Source organism: Aquabacterium sp. (assembly GCF_049274795.1).
Classification (GTDB): Bacteria; Pseudomonadota; Gammaproteobacteria; order Burkholderiales; family Burkholderiaceae_C; genus Aquabacterium.
On sequence record NZ_JBASTH010000061.1, the window covers coordinates 15,697 to 33,817 of the forward strand.

At 64.1% G+C, this 18,121-nt stretch carries 15 protein-coding genes; 5 read left to right on the plus strand and 10 right to left on the minus strand.

Features of this window, described 5'->3' with window-relative positions:
- Window positions 1–61 precede the first annotated feature (61 nt).
- From WAQ08_RS09255 to WAQ08_RS09300, 10 genes are all read right to left on the minus strand, one after another.
- Window positions 62–1,984: a PrkA family serine protein kinase gene (locus tag WAQ08_RS09255; RefSeq protein ID WP_422191183.1), complete on the minus strand. Its 1,923-nt coding sequence runs from the start codon at window positions 1,982–1,984 to the stop codon at window positions 62–64.
- A 274-nt stretch (window positions 1,985–2,258) separates the two neighbouring features.
- Window positions 2,259–4,847: an ATPase, T2SS/T4P/T4SS family gene (locus WAQ08_RS09260; protein WP_422191185.1), complete on the minus strand. Its 2,589-nt coding sequence runs from the start codon at window positions 4,845–4,847 to the stop codon at window positions 2,259–2,261.
- Window positions 4,848–4,978: 131 nt separating this feature from the next.
- Window positions 4,979–5,875, minus strand: a complete 897-nt coding sequence (locus WAQ08_RS09265) for an energy transducer TonB (protein ID WP_422191187.1) — start codon at window positions 5,873–5,875, stop codon at window positions 4,979–4,981.
- A 3-nt stretch (window positions 5,876–5,878) separates the two neighbouring features.
- Window positions 5,879–6,316 (minus strand): biopolymer transporter ExbD, encoded by a 438-nt coding sequence (locus WAQ08_RS09270; protein WP_422191189.1) that lies wholly within the window; start codon window positions 6,314–6,316, stop codon window positions 5,879–5,881.
- Window positions 6,317–6,337: 21 nt separating this feature from the next.
- Complete coding sequence (tolQ, locus tag WAQ08_RS09275; RefSeq protein WP_422191191.1) at window positions 6,338–7,060, minus strand: protein TolQ; 723 nt, start codon at window positions 7,058–7,060, stop codon at window positions 6,338–6,340.
- Between the two features lie 62 nt (window positions 7,061–7,122).
- On the minus strand, window positions 7,123–7,566 hold the full coding sequence (gene ybgC, locus WAQ08_RS09280; RefSeq protein ID WP_422191193.1) for a tol-pal system-associated acyl-CoA thioesterase: 444 nt from the start codon (window positions 7,564–7,566) through the stop codon (window positions 7,123–7,125).
- Window positions 7,567–7,581: 15 nt separating this feature from the next.
- Window positions 7,582–9,039, minus strand: a complete 1,458-nt coding sequence (locus tag WAQ08_RS09285) for a mannose-1-phosphate guanylyltransferase/mannose-6-phosphate isomerase (protein ID WP_422191195.1) — start codon at window positions 9,037–9,039, stop codon at window positions 7,582–7,584.
- 40 nt (window positions 9,040–9,079) lie between these two features.
- Entirely contained in the window at window positions 9,080–10,117 is a 1,038-nt protein-coding gene (gene galE / locus WAQ08_RS09290; RefSeq protein WP_422191197.1) for a UDP-glucose 4-epimerase GalE, read from the minus strand.
- 9 nt (window positions 10,118–10,126) lie between these two features.
- Complete coding sequence (locus WAQ08_RS09295; RefSeq protein ID WP_422191199.1) at window positions 10,127–11,392, minus strand: hypothetical protein; 1,266 nt, start codon at window positions 11,390–11,392, stop codon at window positions 10,127–10,129.
- Between the two features lie 37 nt (window positions 11,393–11,429).
- Window positions 11,430–12,824 (minus strand): undecaprenyl-phosphate glucose phosphotransferase, encoded by a 1,395-nt coding sequence (locus tag WAQ08_RS09300; protein ID WP_422191201.1) that lies wholly within the window; start codon window positions 12,822–12,824, stop codon window positions 11,430–11,432.
- A 199-nt stretch (window positions 12,825–13,023) separates the two neighbouring features.
- On the opposite strand from WAQ08_RS09300, the gene WAQ08_RS09305 reads away from it, so the two are divergent.
- From WAQ08_RS09305 to WAQ08_RS09325, 5 genes are all read left to right on the plus strand, one after another.
- A complete protein-coding gene (locus tag WAQ08_RS09305) occupies window positions 13,024–13,587 on the plus strand; it encodes a hypothetical protein (RefSeq protein ID WP_422191203.1) in 564 nt (187 codons plus the stop codon).
- Between the two features lie 23 nt (window positions 13,588–13,610).
- Window positions 13,611–15,173, plus strand: a complete 1,563-nt coding sequence (gene ubiB, locus WAQ08_RS09310; RefSeq protein ID WP_422191215.1) for a ubiquinone biosynthesis regulatory protein kinase UbiB — start codon at window positions 13,611–13,613, stop codon at window positions 15,171–15,173.
- A 91-nt stretch (window positions 15,174–15,264) separates the two neighbouring features.
- On the plus strand, window positions 15,265–16,740 hold the full coding sequence (locus WAQ08_RS09315) for a sodium:solute symporter family protein (protein ID WP_422191205.1): 1,476 nt from the start codon (window positions 15,265–15,267) through the stop codon (window positions 16,738–16,740).
- A gap of 150 nt (window positions 16,741–16,890) precedes the next feature.
- Complete coding sequence (locus WAQ08_RS09320; protein ID WP_422191207.1) at window positions 16,891–17,256, plus strand: FmdB family zinc ribbon protein; 366 nt, start codon at window positions 16,891–16,893, stop codon at window positions 17,254–17,256.
- Complete coding sequence (locus tag WAQ08_RS09325) at window positions 17,256–17,900, plus strand: DUF502 domain-containing protein (RefSeq protein WP_422191209.1); 645 nt, start codon at window positions 17,256–17,258, stop codon at window positions 17,898–17,900. The genes WAQ08_RS09320 and WAQ08_RS09325 overlap by 1 nt, the downstream gene beginning before the upstream one ends.
- Window positions 17,901–18,121: the final 221 nt, after the last annotated feature.

The following is an 18,121-nucleotide window of genomic DNA, read 5'->3' on the forward strand; positions in this document are numbered from 1 at the left end:
GGCCCGGCAACGGGCCTGTCGTCTGCTCTGCTGCACCTTGCCGCATAGGTCTCCGATCAGGTCATGACGATTTCCGCACACGCAGGTACCACTCGCACAGCAGGCGCACCTGCTTGGCGGTGTAGCCCTTCTGGACCATGCGGTTGACGAAGTCCTCGTGCTTCTTGACCTCGTCGGCGCTGGCCTTGGCGTTGAAGCTGATGACCGGCAACAATTCTTCGGTGTTGCTGAACATCTTCTTCTCGATCACCGTGCGCAGCTTCTCGTAACTGGTCCACAGCGGGTTCTTGCCGCCGTTGTTGGCCCGGGCGCGCAGCACGAAGTTGACGATCTCGTTGCGGAAATCCTTCGGGTTGGCGATGCCGGCCGGCTTCTCGATCTTCTCTAGTTCGGCGTTGAGCGAGCTGCGGTCGAAGATCTCGCCGGTGTCGGTATCCCGATATTCCTGGTCCTGGATCCAGTAGTCGGCGTAGGTGACGTAGCGGTCGAAGATGTTCTGGCCGTACTCGGAGTAGCTTTCCAGGTAGGCCGTCTGGATCTCCTTGCCGATGAACTCGGCATAGCGCGGCGCCAGCATCTCCTTGATGTAGGCGATGTACTTCTGCTCCAGCTCGGCCGGGAACTGCTCGCGCTCGATCTGCTGCTCCAGCACGTACATCAGGTGCACGGGGTTGGCCGCCACCTCGGCGCTGTCGAAGTTGAACACCTTGGAGATGATCTTGAAGGCAAAGCGCGTGGAGATGCCGCTCATGCCTTCATCCACGCCCGCGTAATCACGGTACTCCTGGATGGACTTGGCCTTGGGGTCCGTGTCCTTCAGGTTCTCGCCGTCATAGACCTGCATCTTGCTGAAGATGCTGGAGTTCTCGGGCTCCTTCAGGCGCGTGAGGATGGCGAACTGGCTCATCATCTTCAGCGTGCCCGGGGCGCACGGTGCCTGGCTCAATGACGAGCCGCGCACCAGCTTCTCGTAGATCTTGATCTCTTCGCTGGCGCGCAGGCAGTACGGCACCTTGACGATGTAGATCCGGTCGAGGAAGGCCTCGTTGTTCTTGTTGTTGCGGAAGGCCTTCCACTCGCTCTCGTTCGAATGGGCCAGCACGACGCCATCGAAGGGGATCGCACCGAAGCCTTCCGTGCCCTTGAAGTTGCCTTCCTGGGTGGCCGTCAGCAGCGGGTGCAGCACCTTGATCGGCGCCTTGAACATTTCCACAAATTCGAGCAGGCCCTGGTTGGCCAGGCACAGGCCGCCGGAGTAGCTGTATGCATCCGGGTCATCCTGCGCGTAGGTCTCGAGCTTGCGGATGTCGACCTTGCCGACCAGGCTGGAGATGTCCTGGTTGTTCTCGTCGCCCGGCTCGGTCTTGGCGATGCCGACCTGCTTGAGGATGCTGGGATAGCGCTTGACGACGCGGAACTGGCGGATGTCGCCCCCGAACTCGTCGAGGCGCTTGACGGCCCAGGGGCTGAGGATGCGCTGCAGGTAACGGCGCGGGATGCCGTATTCCTTTTCCAGGATCGGGCCGTCTTCCGTCGGGTCGAACAGGCCCAGCGGCGATTCGTTCACGGGCGATCCCTTGATCGCGTAGAACGGCACCTTCTCGGCCAGCAGCTTCAGGCGCTCGGCAATGGACGACTTGCCGCCGCCCACGGGGCCCAGCAGGTACAGAATCTGTTTCTTCTCTTCGAGGCCTTGCGCGGCGTGCCGGAAGTAGCTCACCACCTGCTCGATGGCGTCTTCCATGCCGAAGAACTCTTCGAAGGCCGGGTAGATCTTGATGACCTTGTTGGTGAAGATGCGCGACAGGCGCGGATCGTTGCGCGTGTCCACCATCTGCGGCTCACCGATGGCCTGCAGCATGCGCTCGGCGGCGCTGGCAAAGGCCGTCTTGTCGCGCTTGCAGATCTCGAGGTATTCCTCGAGGGAGTACTCTTCTTCGCGTGTGCGCTCATAGCGGGCGGCGAAGTTGCTGATCACGTCCATGCATACCTCCGGTCCATCGTCACGAGAGAGTCGATGCACTGGGATGCCCCCGCCAGATCCGCGCTGGTGAGACGCACAAACCGTGCATCGTCATGTCCATCAAAGATCAATCAAATCGCGGTTGCTTCAATCGGGGAGAAACCTGGGTTTCCACCTTTTGATCCGTGACTTGTTGGTGCCTATCTTGCACCTTTTTCGCCTTGCGGGTGCTGTGCCCGCGCAACAAACCCTTCCAGAGCGCAATGTTGCCGAAATCACCCAGCGTGCACCAGCCTCAGGCATTGCTGGTCGAACGCACCTCTTCCATGCTCGTCAGGCCCGCCAGCACCTTTTCGATGCCGTCTTGCCGAAGTGTGCGCATGCCATCGGCCAAAGCCTGACGCTGCAACTCCTCCGCCCGGGCGCCGGTCTGCACCAAACGGCGCAGATCCCGGCTCACCGCCATCAGTTCGTGGATACCCGCGCGGCCTTTGTAACCGGTCTGGTTGCAGTGCGCGCAGCCCGTGTTGGTGTGGCGAAGCAGGCGCCCTTCTCTACCGAAACGCGTCAACCAGTCACTTCGGATGACATCGGCCGTGAATCTCGCATCGTCCCTGGGGCAAACGTGCAGGTAATCAGCCAGCAGCTCGTCGATCTGCTCCTCGGTGGCCGGCTCGCTCACGCGGCACTGGGTGCACAGCCGGCGCACCAGGCGCTGGGCCAGCACCACCAGCAGTGAATCGGCAAAGTTGAACGGGTCCATGCCCATGTCGAGCAGGCGGGTGACCGTCTCAGGCGCACTGTTCGTGTGCAGGGTGGACAGCACCAAGTGGCCCGTGAGCGAGGCTTCGACACCCATGCTGGCGGTCTCGCCATCGCGCATTTCGCCGACCATGATGACGTCGGGGTCGGCCCGCAGGAAGGCCCGCAGCGCCTTGGCGAAGGTCCACTCGATCTTGGGGTTGATCTGAACCTGGCGCAGGCCGGGCTGGGTGATTTCCACCGGGTCTTCGGCCGTCCATATCTTGCGCTCGGGCACGTTGATGAAGCTCAGCGCCGAGTGCAGCGTGGTGGTCTTGCCGGAGCCGGTCGGGCCCACGCACAGCACCAGGCCGTAGGGGCGCTCCATGGCCTCCTTGAGCTTGGCCAAATTCCAGGGGCTCAAGCCGATCTTGTCCAGCGGCAGCGGCTTGGCCGAGGCCAGGATCCGCATCACCACATCCTCCATCCCGTTGTTGGTGGGGATGGTGGCCACACGCAGCTCGATCTTGTACTGAGGCACGAAGCGCGCGAAGTTGATCTTGCCGTCCTGCGGCTTGCGGCGCTCGGAGATGTCCAGATCGCACATGATCTTGATGCGGGCGATCACGGCGCTGCGGTAGTTGTGCGGCAGCTCCAGGTAGGGCACCAGGGCGCCGTCCTTGCGGAAGCGGATCTTGATCTTCTCGCGGCCCGGATAGCTCTCGATGTGGATGTCGGACACGCCCTGCTGGTGGGCCTCAACGATCATGGTGTTGATCAGGCGCACCAGCGAGTTGTCGCTCTGCTCGATGGACTTGTCTTCCTCGAGGTTGACGGCATCGATGCCCTCCTTCTCGAGGTTGGCGACCAGGGCGTTGGAATCCGCCGGGTCCAGGTCCAGCGGCATCGAGGCGCTGCCCGACATCTTGGTGAACATGCCCGCGGACATGTCCGCGCCGATCTTGCCGTAGGCATCCTGCAGGGCCCACTGGATGTGGGCGGGCTGGCCCAGCACCGGCACGATCTTGCACTGAGCGATGAACTCCAGCTCCGACAGCGTCAGGCGGCGGCTGGGATCTTCCACGGCCACGATCAGACTGGACTCGCGCAGCAGCAGCGGCAGGGCCTCCAGGCGAGAGGCGACGTTGTAGGGCACCTTGCGCAGCGCCTCGGGCTCGATGGGGAATTTCTGCACGTCCACCAGCGGGTAGCCCATCTTGCGGGCCAGGGCCGTGAGCAGATCCTGCCGCGACACCATCTGCAGGCGCACCAGCAGCTCACCCAGCGGCACGCTGCGGTCGCGCTTTTGCTCTTCCAGCGCCTCGGACAGTTGTGCATCGGTGATCAGGCCCAGGGCCGTGAGCGCCTCGCCGATGCGCACCATGGGCATGCGCCCCTGCTGCTCGATCGCCATCAACAGTTGGTCGGCCGACACCACGTGCTTGGTCAGCAGGATGTCGCCCAGCTTCTGGTTGCGCATCTGCTGCTGAACCTCGACGGCCTGCTCCACCTGCGCCGTCGTGACCGACTGGGTGGACACCAGCACCTCGCCGATGCGGGGGCCAACCTCGAAGCTGGCATAGACCTCGCGCGGCACGAACAGGCGGCTGACCGAGCCCTGGCCGTCCATCGGCGGGAACAGGAACAGGCCGAAGTCCTTCTCGACATGGCCGATGGTGGTGCCTTCCATCTCGCCACCAGCCTTGAGGTGCACCACGAAATCGGAGATGGGCCGCTGCTCGAGCATGGACGCATGTGGATCCGCATCGTCCGAGTGCACGGTGGGCTTGCAGGCGCGCGTGAGCAACAGCGTGCGGAACTGGCTGAAGCGCAGCGGCATCGTGGTGCGTGCGGGGGGCACTTGCACCTGAGCCAGGTTTTCCTCGGGTTCGAAGAAAACCAGCCGGCCCTTCATCAGCTTGCCATTGAGCCCTTCGAACTCGCAGGCCTCGTGCTCGCGCTGTGGCGTGGGCGCGGGGTAGGTGGCAAACGGGGGGGTGGGCCAGCGGAACGCGTCACCGGCATCGTCATCCTCGACCGCCATCGACGTGGCGGACTCTCCCTCCATAGAGAGGGGGGACAGGTCGCCCGGGGCGTCGGGATCGACCGACCAGGACAGCGGCGGCAGCGAGGGCTCAGACATGGATCTCCTTCAGGCGAGGCCTGCGCAAGCCTCGCATTCACAGATGCCATGCTATGAAAACAATGGCAAGGGAATGCTGCCAAATGCGTGACTTATCGCGCGCTTATCTCCCTTGAAGCCCTGCTGGCGGCTCAGAGATCGCGGTATTTGAACTCGATCTGGATCGACGACGGCACCTTGCCGCGCTCATCGGCGGGCAGCACCTCGGTCTTGTCGATGGCCCGCAGCACGGCGTCGTCCCAGGCCGGCAGCCCGCTGGACTTGATCAGCTTGCGGCCGATGATTCGTCCGTCGGCGGCGGCACGCACCTCGACCTCGGCCACGGGGTTGCCGGACACGGTGTCCGTGAACAGGATGTTGGGCTTGACGCGGGCAATGATGCGCCCGGCGTAGTTGCCGCCACTGGGCCCGGCCGAGCTCAATGCGGGGCCGCCCAGATCGGCCATCATGCGGGCCAGCGCGTCCTTGCGCGCTTTCTCACGTTCGGCGGCAGTAGCGCCAGGCGGCGGGGCTGGTGTCGGTTTGGCCGCGGGCTTGGGCTCGGCCGGTGCCGGCTTGGGTGCGGGTTTGGGCTCCGGCTTCGGCTTCGGAGCAGGCTTGGGCTCGGGTTTCGGCTCAGGCTTCTTGACCGGTTTCGGCGGCGTGGAGTCGAACACCTCTTTCGGCGGCTTGGTCTTGACCGGCTTGGGCGGCTCCTTGCGCACCTGCACCTCGGCCGGGATAGGCTCCGGCGGTGGTGCGGGCTCGGGGGCCGGGGCAGGAGGCGGCGGTGGCGGAGGGGCCGGTTCCGGCGCTGGCTCGGGTGCGGGCTCCGGCGGCGGGGCCGCACGAACGGCTGCCCTCGGGATCTCGGACCACATCTCTGCTTCGACCGCCTCGGTCTGCGTGGTGCGCCAGTTCACGCTGAACAGCAGCGCCAGCAGCAGGAGGCCGTGGGCGGCCAGGGCCATGGCCAGGCCCGGGCGCCAGTCTTCCGTGCCGCGCGGGCGCAGCACCGGTCCGGAGGGATCGATCACACCAATGGCCACCCGTCAGCCTCCGGTCGTCCTCACGGCCAGGCCGACGCGCTTGACGCCGCCACGCTGTAGCTTGTCCATCACCTGTACCACCGAGTCGTACTGGACGTCCTTGCGGGCGCTGATGATCACGGGGGCGCTGTCGGGGCCGCCAGCGGCCCGGTCCTGCTCGTCCTTGACGCGCTCGGCCAGGCCGGCCAGGTCGATGGCCACGGGCGTGCTCTTGTCGATGCTCACCGTCAGGGCGTTGTCCTTGCCCAGCACGACCTCGATCACCTTGTCGGGGGCCTGCTTGGCCTTGCCGATGCTGGGCAGATCCACCACGCCGGTGGGCATCAGCGGCGCGCTGACCATGAAGATGATCAGCAGCACCAGCATCACGTCGATGAACGGGACCATGTTGATCTCGTTCTTAGTGCGCCGCCGACGGCTGCGCAGGCTGGAATCGGCCATGGCTTGCCTTTCGTGCGCCGCTCAGCGGAAGGTGGAGGCGCGGCCCACATCGGCCGCCGGGGCCGGCGCCGTCAACATCGCATTGCGCGCCAGGATGTTGGAGAACTCTTCCATGAAGGACTCCAACTGCGTGGCGATGCGGTCGATGTCGCGGGCGAAGCGGTTGTAGGCCAGCACGGCAGGGATGGCGGCGAACAGGCCGATGGCCGTGGCCACCAGGGCTTCGGCGATGCCGGGCGCCACCGTGGCCAGCGTCACCTGCTGCAGGTTGGACAGGCCGGTGAAGGCGTGCATGATCCCCCAGATCGTGCCGAACAGGCCCACATAGGGCGAGACGGACCCGACCGAGCCCAGGAACTCCAGGCGCGATTCGAGCAGGTCCATCTCGCGCTGGTAGCTGGCGCGCATCGCGCGGCGGGCGCCATCGAGCAACGCCGGCACATCCTGCACCTTCTTCTCGCGCAGCTTGAGGAACTCGCGCATGCCGGCGGCGAACATGCGCTCCTGGGGTGCGGCCGGGCCATCGCCACGGCTGGCGTCCTGGTAGAGCTCCTGCAAGGTGCGGCCAGCCCAGAACTCGCGGTCGAACTCGTCGTTGTCGGCCTTGACGCGGCGCAGGCCGATCACCTTGGTGAAGATGATGGTCCAGCTCACGAGCGACACGCTCAGCAGCAACACCATCACGATCTTGACCACCAGGCTGGCGTTGAGCACCAGCTCGAGGATGGACAGGTCTTGGTTCATGTAGAAATGCCTCCGGATGCAAGGGCGTCATCTTGGCACAGAGCCGAAATGACCACGGATGATCAGGATTGTGCGGTATCCGTGTAAACGGGCAGCGCGGCCAGCACCTCGGCCGGCATGCGCCCGGGCTTGAGCCGCCCGTCAGGCTGCGGCAAAACCCAGCCGATGCGGATCTCGCCTTCGACCAGCAACTGCTCACCGCGCCAGCATTGCTGGGCCACGGCCAGGCTGGCACGCCCGGTGTCGGTCAGGCGCACGGTGACGGTCAGTTCGTCATCCAGGCGTGCCGGGCGCAGATAGCGCATGCGAGTCTCGCTGACCACGAACATGCCCTGCCCTGCGCTGCGCATGGCCTCCTGGGCCGGGCCCAGGCTGCGCAGCCACTCGGTGCGGGCACGCTCGAAGAACTTCAGGTAGTTGGCGTAGAACACCACGCCACCGGCATCCGTGTCCTCCCAGTAGACCCGCACGGGCCACTTGAAATGCACCAGCTGTTCACCGTTCATGCAGCGCCTGGCGTATCAACTCGATCGCCCGTAGTTGTCTTCGAAGCGGACGATGTCGTCCTCACCCAGATAGCTGCCTGACTGCACCTCGATGATCTCCAGCGGAATGGTGCCGGGGTTGGCCAGGCGGTGCGTGGAGCCCAGCGGGATGTAGGTGGACTGGTTCTCGCCCAGCATGATCACTTTGTCGCCGCAGGTGACCTCGGCCGTGCCGCTGACCACGATCCAGTGCTCAGCGCGGTGGTGGTGCATCTGCAGGCTGAGCTTGGCCTTGGGCTTGACCATGATGCGCTTGACCTGGAAGCGCGGGCCGAAGTCGATGCTGTCGTACCAGCCCCAGGGGCGGTGTACACGGCGGTGCAGGCTGCCCTCAGGGCGATCCTGCTGGCTCAAGACCGTCACGATGCTCTTGACGTCCTGGCTGCGGCTGCGATCAGCCACCAGCACGGCATCGGGCGTTTCCACCACGACCACGTTGTCCAGGCCCACGGTGGCCACCAGGCGCGAAGTGGCGTGCACCAGGGTGTTGCGGCTGTCGTGGATCAAGGCATCGCCTTCTGCGGCATTGCCAGCATCATCCTGCGGGCTGACCTGCCACACGGCATCCCAGGCCCCCAGATCGGACCAGCCCGCATCCAGCGGCACCATGCGCACCGTGAAGCCGGCCTGAGGCTGGCGAGGGCATTGCTCCATCACGGCGTAGTCGACGGATTCGGACGGTACAGCACTGAACGCGGCTTTGTCGGGGCGCACGAAGGCGGCATCGGTGACGCGGGCCTTGAAGGCGGCCTCCGTGGCCTGGGCGATGTCCGGGCGGAAGTGCGCCAGCGCCGCGAGCCAGCGCGAGGCGCGCATCACGAACATGCCGCTGTTCCAGTAGTAGCCACCCTTGGCCAGGTAGCCTTCGGCGGTCTGGCGGTCGGGCTTTTCGACGAAGGCCTGCACGAGGTGAGCGCCATCGGCCGCAGCATCGCCTGCGTGGATATAGCCGAAGCCGGTTTCAGGACGATCAGGCGTGATGCCCAGGATGACGATATCGCCACTGGCCGCCGCACGGATGGCGGTCTGCAGCGCAGCGGTGTAGGCCGGCACATCGACCACGGTCTGATCGGCGGGTGTCACCACCAGGATCGGATCCTGCCCATCGGCCGTGGCCTGCAGGGCGGCCAGTGCCACCGCTGGCGCGGTATTGCGGCCCACGGGCTCGAGCAGCAAGCTGGAAGGATCGGCTTTGACCTCGCGGAGTTGATCAAGCACCAGGAAGCGGTGTTCCTCGTTGCCGACGATGCAAGGTTGCGCCACCGTGATGTCATCGGCGCTCAAGCCTTTGAGGCGCAGGTGGGCTTGCTGAAACAGCGTCTGCGGACCGTTGAGCGCCAGAAACTGCTTGGGGTACAGCGCGCGCGACAGCGGCCACAGGCGAGTGCCGGAACCGCCGGCCATGATCACGGGTAGAACGTCGAAGACAGCCATGAGGGTGGGAAGTGCTCGAAACTTGAAGGGGGCCGGTGGATCAGCCCCCGAAACCTTGGGGATTGAGTGATTGCCAGCGCCAGGAATCGGCGCACATGTCATCGAGGCCCCGGCGAGCCTTCCAGCCCATCAGGGTTTCTGCCAATGCCGGGTCAGCATAGCAGGCCGCGACATCACCCGCGCGACGGGGCGCGTAAACGAGGGGGATGGCTTTGCCACTGGCACGTTCATAAGCCTTGGCCACCTCGACCACGCTGTAGCCTTGCCCCGTGCCCAGATTGACGGTGAGCGATTGCTGCTGCTCATCCAGGTAACGCAGCGCCGCCACATGCCCCTCGGCCAGATCACACACGTGGATGTAATCGCGCACACCTGTGCCATCGGGTGTGTCGTAGTCGTTGCCGAAGACATTGAGATGGGCACGCTTGCCCACGGCCACCTGGGCCACGTAGGGCATCAGGTTGTTGGGAATGCCACGGGGGTCTTCGCCGATTTGGCCGCTGGGGTGGGCACCCACGGGGTTGAAGTAGCGCAGGTAGGCGATTTTCCAGGCTCGATTGCAACGCTCAAGTTCACGCAGCAACTCTTCGCCAAACAGCTTGGTCTGACCGTAGGGGTTGGTAGCCTGCAGATCCGCGCCTTCTGTGATTGGCAACTGCTTGGGCTGGCCATACACCGTGGCAGATGAACTGAACACCAGCTTGGTGACGCCATGACGTTCCATGGCCTGGCATGTGGCAACAAGGCCGCCGATATTGTTGTCGAAATACGCCAGCGGCTTCTCGACGGACTCGCCCACAGCCTTGAGCGCGGCGAAATGGACCACAGCGGAAACCCGCCCACCACGGCTGGCGGCCAACGCGAAGGCTTCATCCAGCACCGAGGCGTCGCGCACATCCCCCCGCACAAAGTCGAGTGATCTGCCTGACAGCGCCTGAATGCGCTCCAGTGCCTGGGGCGAACTGTTGCAGAAATTGTCGATGCCCAGTACCTGGTAGCCGGCATCCAGCAGCGCGAGCCAAGTATGCGAAGCGATGTAGCCGGCGGCCCCCGTCAGCAGCACATGATTTGAAGCCATGCTGTCGCGTCAATCAAATTTCACAGAGGCATTGCAAATGACTTGCTCGCCATCGTATTCGCGACTGAAAAGAGACGCGGTGCGACCATACTTCTCCACAGTGCACCCCATATTCACCGCACGATGAATCTGATAATTCGCCCCCAAAGAGAATGACCTGTAGTCGCCGTTGCGACTGGTCGAACCCGAACTCGAACCCAAAAGACCATCCTGCAATTGTCGAATCTCCTCCTCGTATCGCCGATAAGTAAACCCAACGTTTAAAGATATTTTTGCCGTGGCGCTGTGATTAACGCCCAACACCAACCCTGTCGTCAAACGATTCTGCGAGGTATAAAGACCCTGAAAAACCACTGGCAGCCCGGTAGCGCGGTCAGTAATATAACTTTCCAGACTACTACCACCCGCATTGTTTGTATCCCGGTCAATAGCTACCGAGTAGGTCGTTTTGCCTGTCGGCGAATAGCTCCAGCGCACATTGCCGGTCAAACCGTTGTAGTCCCGCCGCGAATCCCTGCTGTGCCTTTCCTGCGTCCAACCTACGCGAGTATTCAGACGACTGTATCCAGTAACAACCCATTGCGAGATCAACTCGTAGTCCATCCGCCTGAAAGGATCCCCTAGAACGCTTCCATCCAAAAGAGGATAATTTGGACTATCACCCTTGGTCCCGCGAACCCCAAAATCAAAATATAGCAAATCGGTAGGACTATGCCTCAAACCCATCCGAACATACTTTGAACTCTTGTCATATACATCCTTGGTTGCATAGTTTGCCTGTGATTGCCCAAGCGTCAGACTCGATGACCACCGACCATACAATCCATATTGGAGAACACCCTGCGTCACGCGAGAAATAATACTTTCAGCATATCGCTCTCTCGACTGCTGCTCAAAACTCTGCATCTGTTTGGTATTGTAATGATCCAACATGAAGTTCCAGTTGGACGCAAGCGTGGAGGTAAAACCAAGCTCAATATTATACCCATTATGATCCAGCTCTTTTGTGTTCTTGTACTTGTTGACATTACCCGTCAACGACGCCTTATACGACTGGCGCCCATATTGTTTATCCAATCCAACGGTCACAGCGGTGCTCGACACCCCATCCCTGTATTTATTGTTGTTGTCCCGCATGATGTTGCTGTCATACCGCAAGGATTGCGAGACCGAAAGACTCAGAGGTGTTTCGGCCTGCGCAGGGCTTACCGCCATGAGCACCACCGCCGCAGCAATCAGGGTGCGCAGGGGGGCCCATCCTTGGTTGTATGTCATGCCAACTCCAGCTCGGTCCGGTTTGTTCATCAATCACTCAGTAAGCATTACGATCAAACACCATCAAGCGCACCGTGCGGATGATGATCTGCAGGTCCAGCGCCAACGTCCAGTTGCGCAGGTACTCCAGGTCGTATTCAACCCGAGCCTGCATCTTCTCGATGGTCTCGGTTTCCCCACGGCAGCCGTTAACCTGGGCCCATCCGGTGATGCCCGGCTTGACCTTGTGGCGCACCATGTAGGCCTTGATCAGGCGGCGGTATTCCTCGTTGTGGGCCACGGCGTGCGGACGGGGGCCCACGATGCTCATGCGGCCCTGCAGCACGTTGACGAACTGCGGCAGCTCGTCCAGCGAGGTTCTGCGGATGAAGGCGCCGAAAGGCGTGATGCGCGGGTCGCCCTTGGTGGCCTGCTTGACGACGGCGCCGTTGTCCATCACCCGCATCGAGCGGAACTTGTAGACCATGATCTCTTCGCCATCCAGCCCGTTGCGGCGCTGCTTGAAGATGATCGGGCCGGGTGAACTGAGCTTCACGCCGATGGCCAGCGCCGCCAGGATGGGCGAGATCATCACCAGGATGATGGCGGCCAGGATGATGTCGGACACCCGCTTGACCAGCGCGTTCGTGCCGGTGAACGGGGTTTCGCAGATGCCCACCACGGGCACGCCGTTCATGTCCTGCAGGCGCCCCTGGATGATGCTGATGCCGAAGACATCGGGCACGAAGTAAAGGGATGCGGTCGTGCCCTGCACGGCCTCAAGCAGTTCGACGATGCGAGGTTGCGATCCCAGCGGCAGCGTGATGTAGACCTCGTGGATGCCGTGGGTGTAGACGTAGTTGGCGACATCCCTCAGGCCGCCCAAGCGCATGCTGACCGCCTCGGGCAGCACACGACCGTCGGTGCGGTCATCGAAGTAGCCCACGAACTCGGTGCCGCGCTCACTGTTGCCCTGCAGGGCACGTGCCACCTTGCCGCCCAGCGGCCCTGCCCCCACCACGATGGCGCGGCGGCGTGCGAACGGCTGCGCCGCCCGGTGCGACAGCACCCATTTGCCGATCAGCACGGCGGCCCACTGCAGCAGGGGCGTGAGCACGCCCCAGGTCAGCATCACATCGGAATCGAAGAAATGCAGGCTGTTGGTGGCATAGCCGCACAACCACAGGATGGCCAACATGGACACCCAGGAGGTGGTGATGTCCACCGCCGCCTCCAGGCGGTTGTCGTAGAAGCGGTTGCGGCCGGGGAAGGTCAGCGCGAACACCAGCAGGCACAGGGCCATGGAAGCGCGGAACACCGGCTCGCCATGCCAGGCCATGACGACCAGAAAGGTCACCACCGTGATCGTCGGCTCCAGGAAGGCAGCAACGAAGGAGGTGACCGACTGCGGCGCGTTGAAGAATGTCCGGTTGTAGTTTCGGTTATTGAACATGAGAACCGCTGGCTGCCCCCCGGCTCTGCCAGCCGTAAGATCTGAATGGACGATTGTGGATCAAAAAAAATGACAGAAGAGACATGATTCACCCTGCTACAAATCAGTCTGTTGCGCCGCAGCATATCTTGTGCTGCCTGCCGACACGGCCTTGTCCGCACCCCCAAGCAAGGGGTGTGGCGGCACCTACAATGGGCCCATGCTGCCTCCCCTGCTTCAAACCCTGAGCAACGCCGCCACGGCCCGTCTGGTGCTGCTGGCCAACCACGTCATCGCCAGCGAACCGGCTGCGGTGCACAAGCTCAAGCCCCACGCCGGGCGCCGCATCGACTTGCACCTGCGCCTGCCGGACAGCGCCGCCTGGGCGACCAAGCTGGCCGAGCCGCTGCCCCGCCATGTGGGCCTGCTGATCACCCCCGCCGGCCTGCTGGAGTGGGCTGAACCGAGCATTGCTGCCGACACCCCGGTACCGCCCAGCGGTGGCCTGAGCGTCACAGTGGACCTGCCCGATCCGCTGCAGGCCGTGCGCCTGGCCTTCAAGCGCGAGCGACCGCCCGTCACCATCGAAGGTGACGCCGCCCTGGCCGAGGCTGTGTCCTGGCTGATGAAGAACCTACGCTGGGACATCGAGGACGACCTGGCCCGCTGGCTGGGCGTGGCCCCCACCCAATTGCTCAAGACGGTGGCCGATAGCGTGAAGCAGGCCCTGAGCCGCCTGCGCCCCGGCAGCGCCGCCGACGCCCCCCGCGGCTCGGGCCACTGACCGGGCCCCGCATGCGCCGCAAGCTGCGTACGTCGCTGCGCCCGCTCTACATCGGGCTGATCGGTCTGCGCTACGGGCTGGACACCCTGCTGCTGGGCAGCCTGCGCCACCCCGTGCTCACGCTGCTGGGCCGGGTGCTGTCCATCGGCCGCAACCTGGACGCCCCGCGCGGCGAGCGCCTGCGCATCGCGCTGGAGCGCCTGGGCCCCATCTTCGTCAAGTTCGGGCAGATGCTGTCCACGCGGCGCGACCTGCTGCCCCCTGATGTGGCCGACGAGCTGGCCAAGCTGCAGGACCGGGTGCCGCCCTTCCCCAGCGAAGAATCGATCCGCCTGGTCGAGAAGGCCTTCCGCCGCCCGCTGGCCGAGGTGTTCCGCGAGTTCGATCCGACACCGGTGGCCAGCGCCTCCATCGCCCAGGTGCACTTCGCCGTGCTGCACGATGGCCGCGAGGTGGCGGTGAAGGTGCTGCGCCCCGGCATGCTGTCGGTGATCGATGACGATCTGGCCCTGATGCGCAAGCTGGCCCGCTGGGTGGAGCGCATGTCCGACGATGGCCGGCGCCTCAAGCCCCGCGAGGTGGTCGCCGAGTTCGACAAGTACCTGCACGACGAGCTGGACCTGGTGCGCGAAGCCGCCAACGCCGCCCAGCTGCGCCGCAACATGCAGGGGCTGGACTTGGTGCTGGTGCCCGAGATGTACTGGGATTACTGCACCACCACCGTGATGGTGATGGAGCGCATGAAGGGCGTGCCCATCAGCCACATGCAGCGCCTGCGCGAGGCTGGTGTCGACATCAAGAAGCTGGCCCGAGACGGCGTGACCATCTTCTTCACCCAGGTGTTCCGCGACGGCTTCTTCCATGCCGACATGCACCCGGGCAATATCCAGGTCAGCCTGGCGCCCGAGAGCTTCGGGCGGTACATCGCGCTGGATTTCGGCATCATCGGCACGCTCACCGAAGTCGACAAGGACTACCTGGCGCAGAACTTCATGGCCTTCCTGCACCGCGACTACAAGCGCGTGGCGGAACTGCACATCGAAAGCGGCTGGGTGCCGCCCGACACCCGGGTGGACGAACTCGAAGGCGCCGTGCGTACCGTGTGCGAGCCCTACTTCGACCGCCCGCTCAAGGAGATCTCGCTGGGCCAGGTGCTGATGCGCCTGTTCCAGATCTCGCGCCGCTTCAACGTGGAAGTGCAGCCCCAACTGGTGCTGCTGCAAAAGACGCTGCTCAATGTGGAAGGTCTGGGCCGCCAGCTCGACCCGGATCTGGACCTGTGGACCACGGCCAAGCCCTTCCTGGAGCGCTGGATGCACGAGCAGGTGGGGGTGCGCGGCCTGCTGCAGCGCCTCAAGAAGGAAGCGCCCCGCTACGCCAAGCTGCTGCCCGAGCTGCCCCGCCTGATCCACCACCGCCTGGAGACGGGCAATGACGAACTGCGGCAGGACCTGGCCGCGATCTTGCGTGAGCAGCGCAAGACAAACCGGTTGCTGTCGGCCGTGGTGTGGGTCGCGCTGGGCTTCGTGCTTGGCCTGGTGTCCGCCCAGGTGCTGATGCGCCTGCACGTGCTCGGCATTTTCTGAGCCGCCTGCGCCAGGCAGGCGTATCGGATCGCATACACTGCGCGCCGGTTCGCCTTCCCTTGTGTCCTTCGCTGTTCCGGATGTCCTTGAGATGAACACCACCCTGCTCGCCTTCGTGGTTCTGTACCTGCTCGTGACGATGGGCGTCGGCATGTATGCCGGTACCCGCATCAAGAACACGGCCGATTTCGCCGTGGCCGGCCGCAGCCTGCCGCTGGTGATGGTGATCACCACCACCTTCGCCACCTGGTTCGGTGCCGAGACGGTGATGGGCATCCCGGCCAAGTTCGTCGAAGGCGGCCTGAACGCCGTGATCGAGGATCCGTTCGGCGCCTCGATGTGCCTGGTGCTGGTGGGGGCCTTCTTCGCGGCCCGCCTGTACAAGATGAACCTGCTGACGATCGGTGACTACTACCGTGAGCGTTTCGGCAAGGGCGTGGAGATCTTCTGCTCCATCGCCATCATCCTGAGCTACCTGGGCTGGGTGGCCGCGCAGATCACGGCGCTGGGCCTGGTCTTCACCATCCTGTCGGGGGGCGAGCTCACGCCGGCCTGGGGCATGACGATCGGCACAGCGCTGGTGCTGGTGTACGTGCTGATCGGCGGCATGCTGGCCGTGGCCTGGACGGACTTCATCCAGATGATCGTGCTGGTGGTCGGCCTGTCGCTGATCGCCGTGCTGGCGGCCGATCAGGCCGGCGGCGCGGGCAATGTGCTGGCCCTGGCCAGCGAACAGAACTGGTTCAAGATCCTGCCCGAGCACACCGCCAATGGATGGATCTGGTTCATCGCCGCCGGCATCACGATGATGTTCGGTTCGATCCCGCAGCAGGACGTGTTCCAGCGCGTGATGTCGGCCAAGGATGCCGACACGGCCCGCAAGGGCGCCATCATCGGCGGCTTCAGCTACCTGCTGTTCGCCTTCGTGCCCATGTTCATCGTGGCCTCGTCGCTGATCATCATGCCGGCACAGACCAAGGATCTGCTGGCCAACGATGCCCAGAAGGTGCTGCCCACGCTGATCCTGACGCACATGCCCTTCATCGCGCAGATCTTCTTCTTCGGCGCGCTGGTGTCGGCCATCAAGTCGACCTCGTCGGCCACGCTGCTGGCGCCCTCGACCAGCTTCGTCGAGAACATCCTGCGCAACATCAAGCCCGGCATGACCGACCGCCAGGTGCTGCTGGCCCTGCGCATCACGATCTTCGTGTTCACGGCGCTGGTGCTGGGCTATTCGATCCAGATGCAGGGCACCTCGATCTACGAAATGGTGTCGGCCGCCTACCAAGTGCCGCTGGTGGGCGCCTTCGTGCCGCTGGTGGCCGGTCTGTACTGGAAGCGCGCCACCACGCAGGGGGCGGTGTTGTCCATCCTGCTGGGCATCGGCACCCTGGCCGCCTTCACCTTCCACGCTCCCTGGGGCGAGGCCTTCCCGGGCCAGTTGGCCGGGCTGCTGACGGCCGTCGTCGGCATGCTGGCGGGCTCGCTGGGGCCCCAACTGATCGGCGACCACCACCACAAGCACCGCGCCACGGTGATGGCTGGCGGCTCGGCCTCCAAGGCCTGAGCAGGCGCGCTCAGCCCCTCGGCCTGCGCCTTTCGCACGGTTTTCCCGTGCCTGAGGGGGCATCGGCCGTTCATCTCTTGAGACGGCCGGGCGATGCCCCCAATTAGAATGGCGTCTTTGCCGAAATGACGGGAAAACCCGAGGGTACCCATGCCGATCTACGCCTACCGCTGTGAAACCTGCGGTCATGCCAAGGATGTCTTGCAGAAGATGTCCGATCCCGTGCTCACCACCTGCCCCAGTTGCGGTGCGGAGAGCTTCAAGAAACAACTGACGGCCGCGGGCTTCCAGCTCAAGGGCTCGGGCTGGTACGTGACCGATTTCCGGGGTGGTTCCGGGGGCGGTGCCGCAGCAGCCTCCGGTGCGGCGGCCGCTGCACCGGAGGCCGACACGGCCACGCCGTCCAGCGGCGGTGATGCGCCCTCTGCATCCTCTGCGTCGTCCTCCTCTTCATCTTCGGATTCCGGCGGTTCGTCGGGCGCCGCCGGTTGCGCTGGCTCCTGCGCTTGTCATTGATGTCGGCCGCTTTCCGCAAATACATCCTCACTGGCTTGCTGGTGTGGCTGCCCCTGGCCGTCACGGTCTGGGTGCTGACCAGCGTCGTCGGCCTGCTCGATGGCATCTTTGCCTGGCTGATCGTGGCCGCCCAGACCGTGCTGCCCGCCAGCCTGGCGCCAGCGCTGACCAAGCTGCGCGAGATCCAGGGCCTGAGCGTGATCGTGATGGTGCTGGCCCTGCTGCTGACAGGCCTGGCCGTGACCAACATCGCCGGCCAGTGGCTGGTGACGCAGTCCAACCGGGTGTTCTCCAACATCCCGATCGTCAAGAGCATCTACAACTCGGTCAAGCAGGTCTCGGACACGCTGTTCTCGTCCAGCGGACAGGCTTTTCGCCATGCGGTATTGGTGCAGTATCCGCGCCAGGGCGCCTGGACGATCGCCTTCGTGACCGGCAAGCCCGGCGGCGAGGTGGCCGAGCACCTGCCCGGCGACATGCTGACGGTGTACGTGCCCACCACCCCCAACCCGACCTCCGGCTTCATGCTGATCGTGCCCCGCGCCGAGGTGGTGGAGTTGTCCATGTCGGTGGACGAGGCACTGAAATATGTGATCTCGATGGGGGTCGTGTCGCCGCCCTCCGCGCCAAAGGCCCATTCCTGACGGACAATCGAGGGTTCCGAGCCGGGCGGCGCGTTCAGTTGCCGCGCCCGGCCGCCTGATTTCCTCTTTTCAAATTCCCCTCCCTCTGGAGAGAACAACAATGCGCACCACTTACTGTGGTCTGGTCAGCGAAGCGCTGATGGGCCAGACCGTGACGCTGATGGGCTGGGCCCACCGTCGCCGCGACCACGGCGGCGTGATCTTCATCGACCTGCGTGACC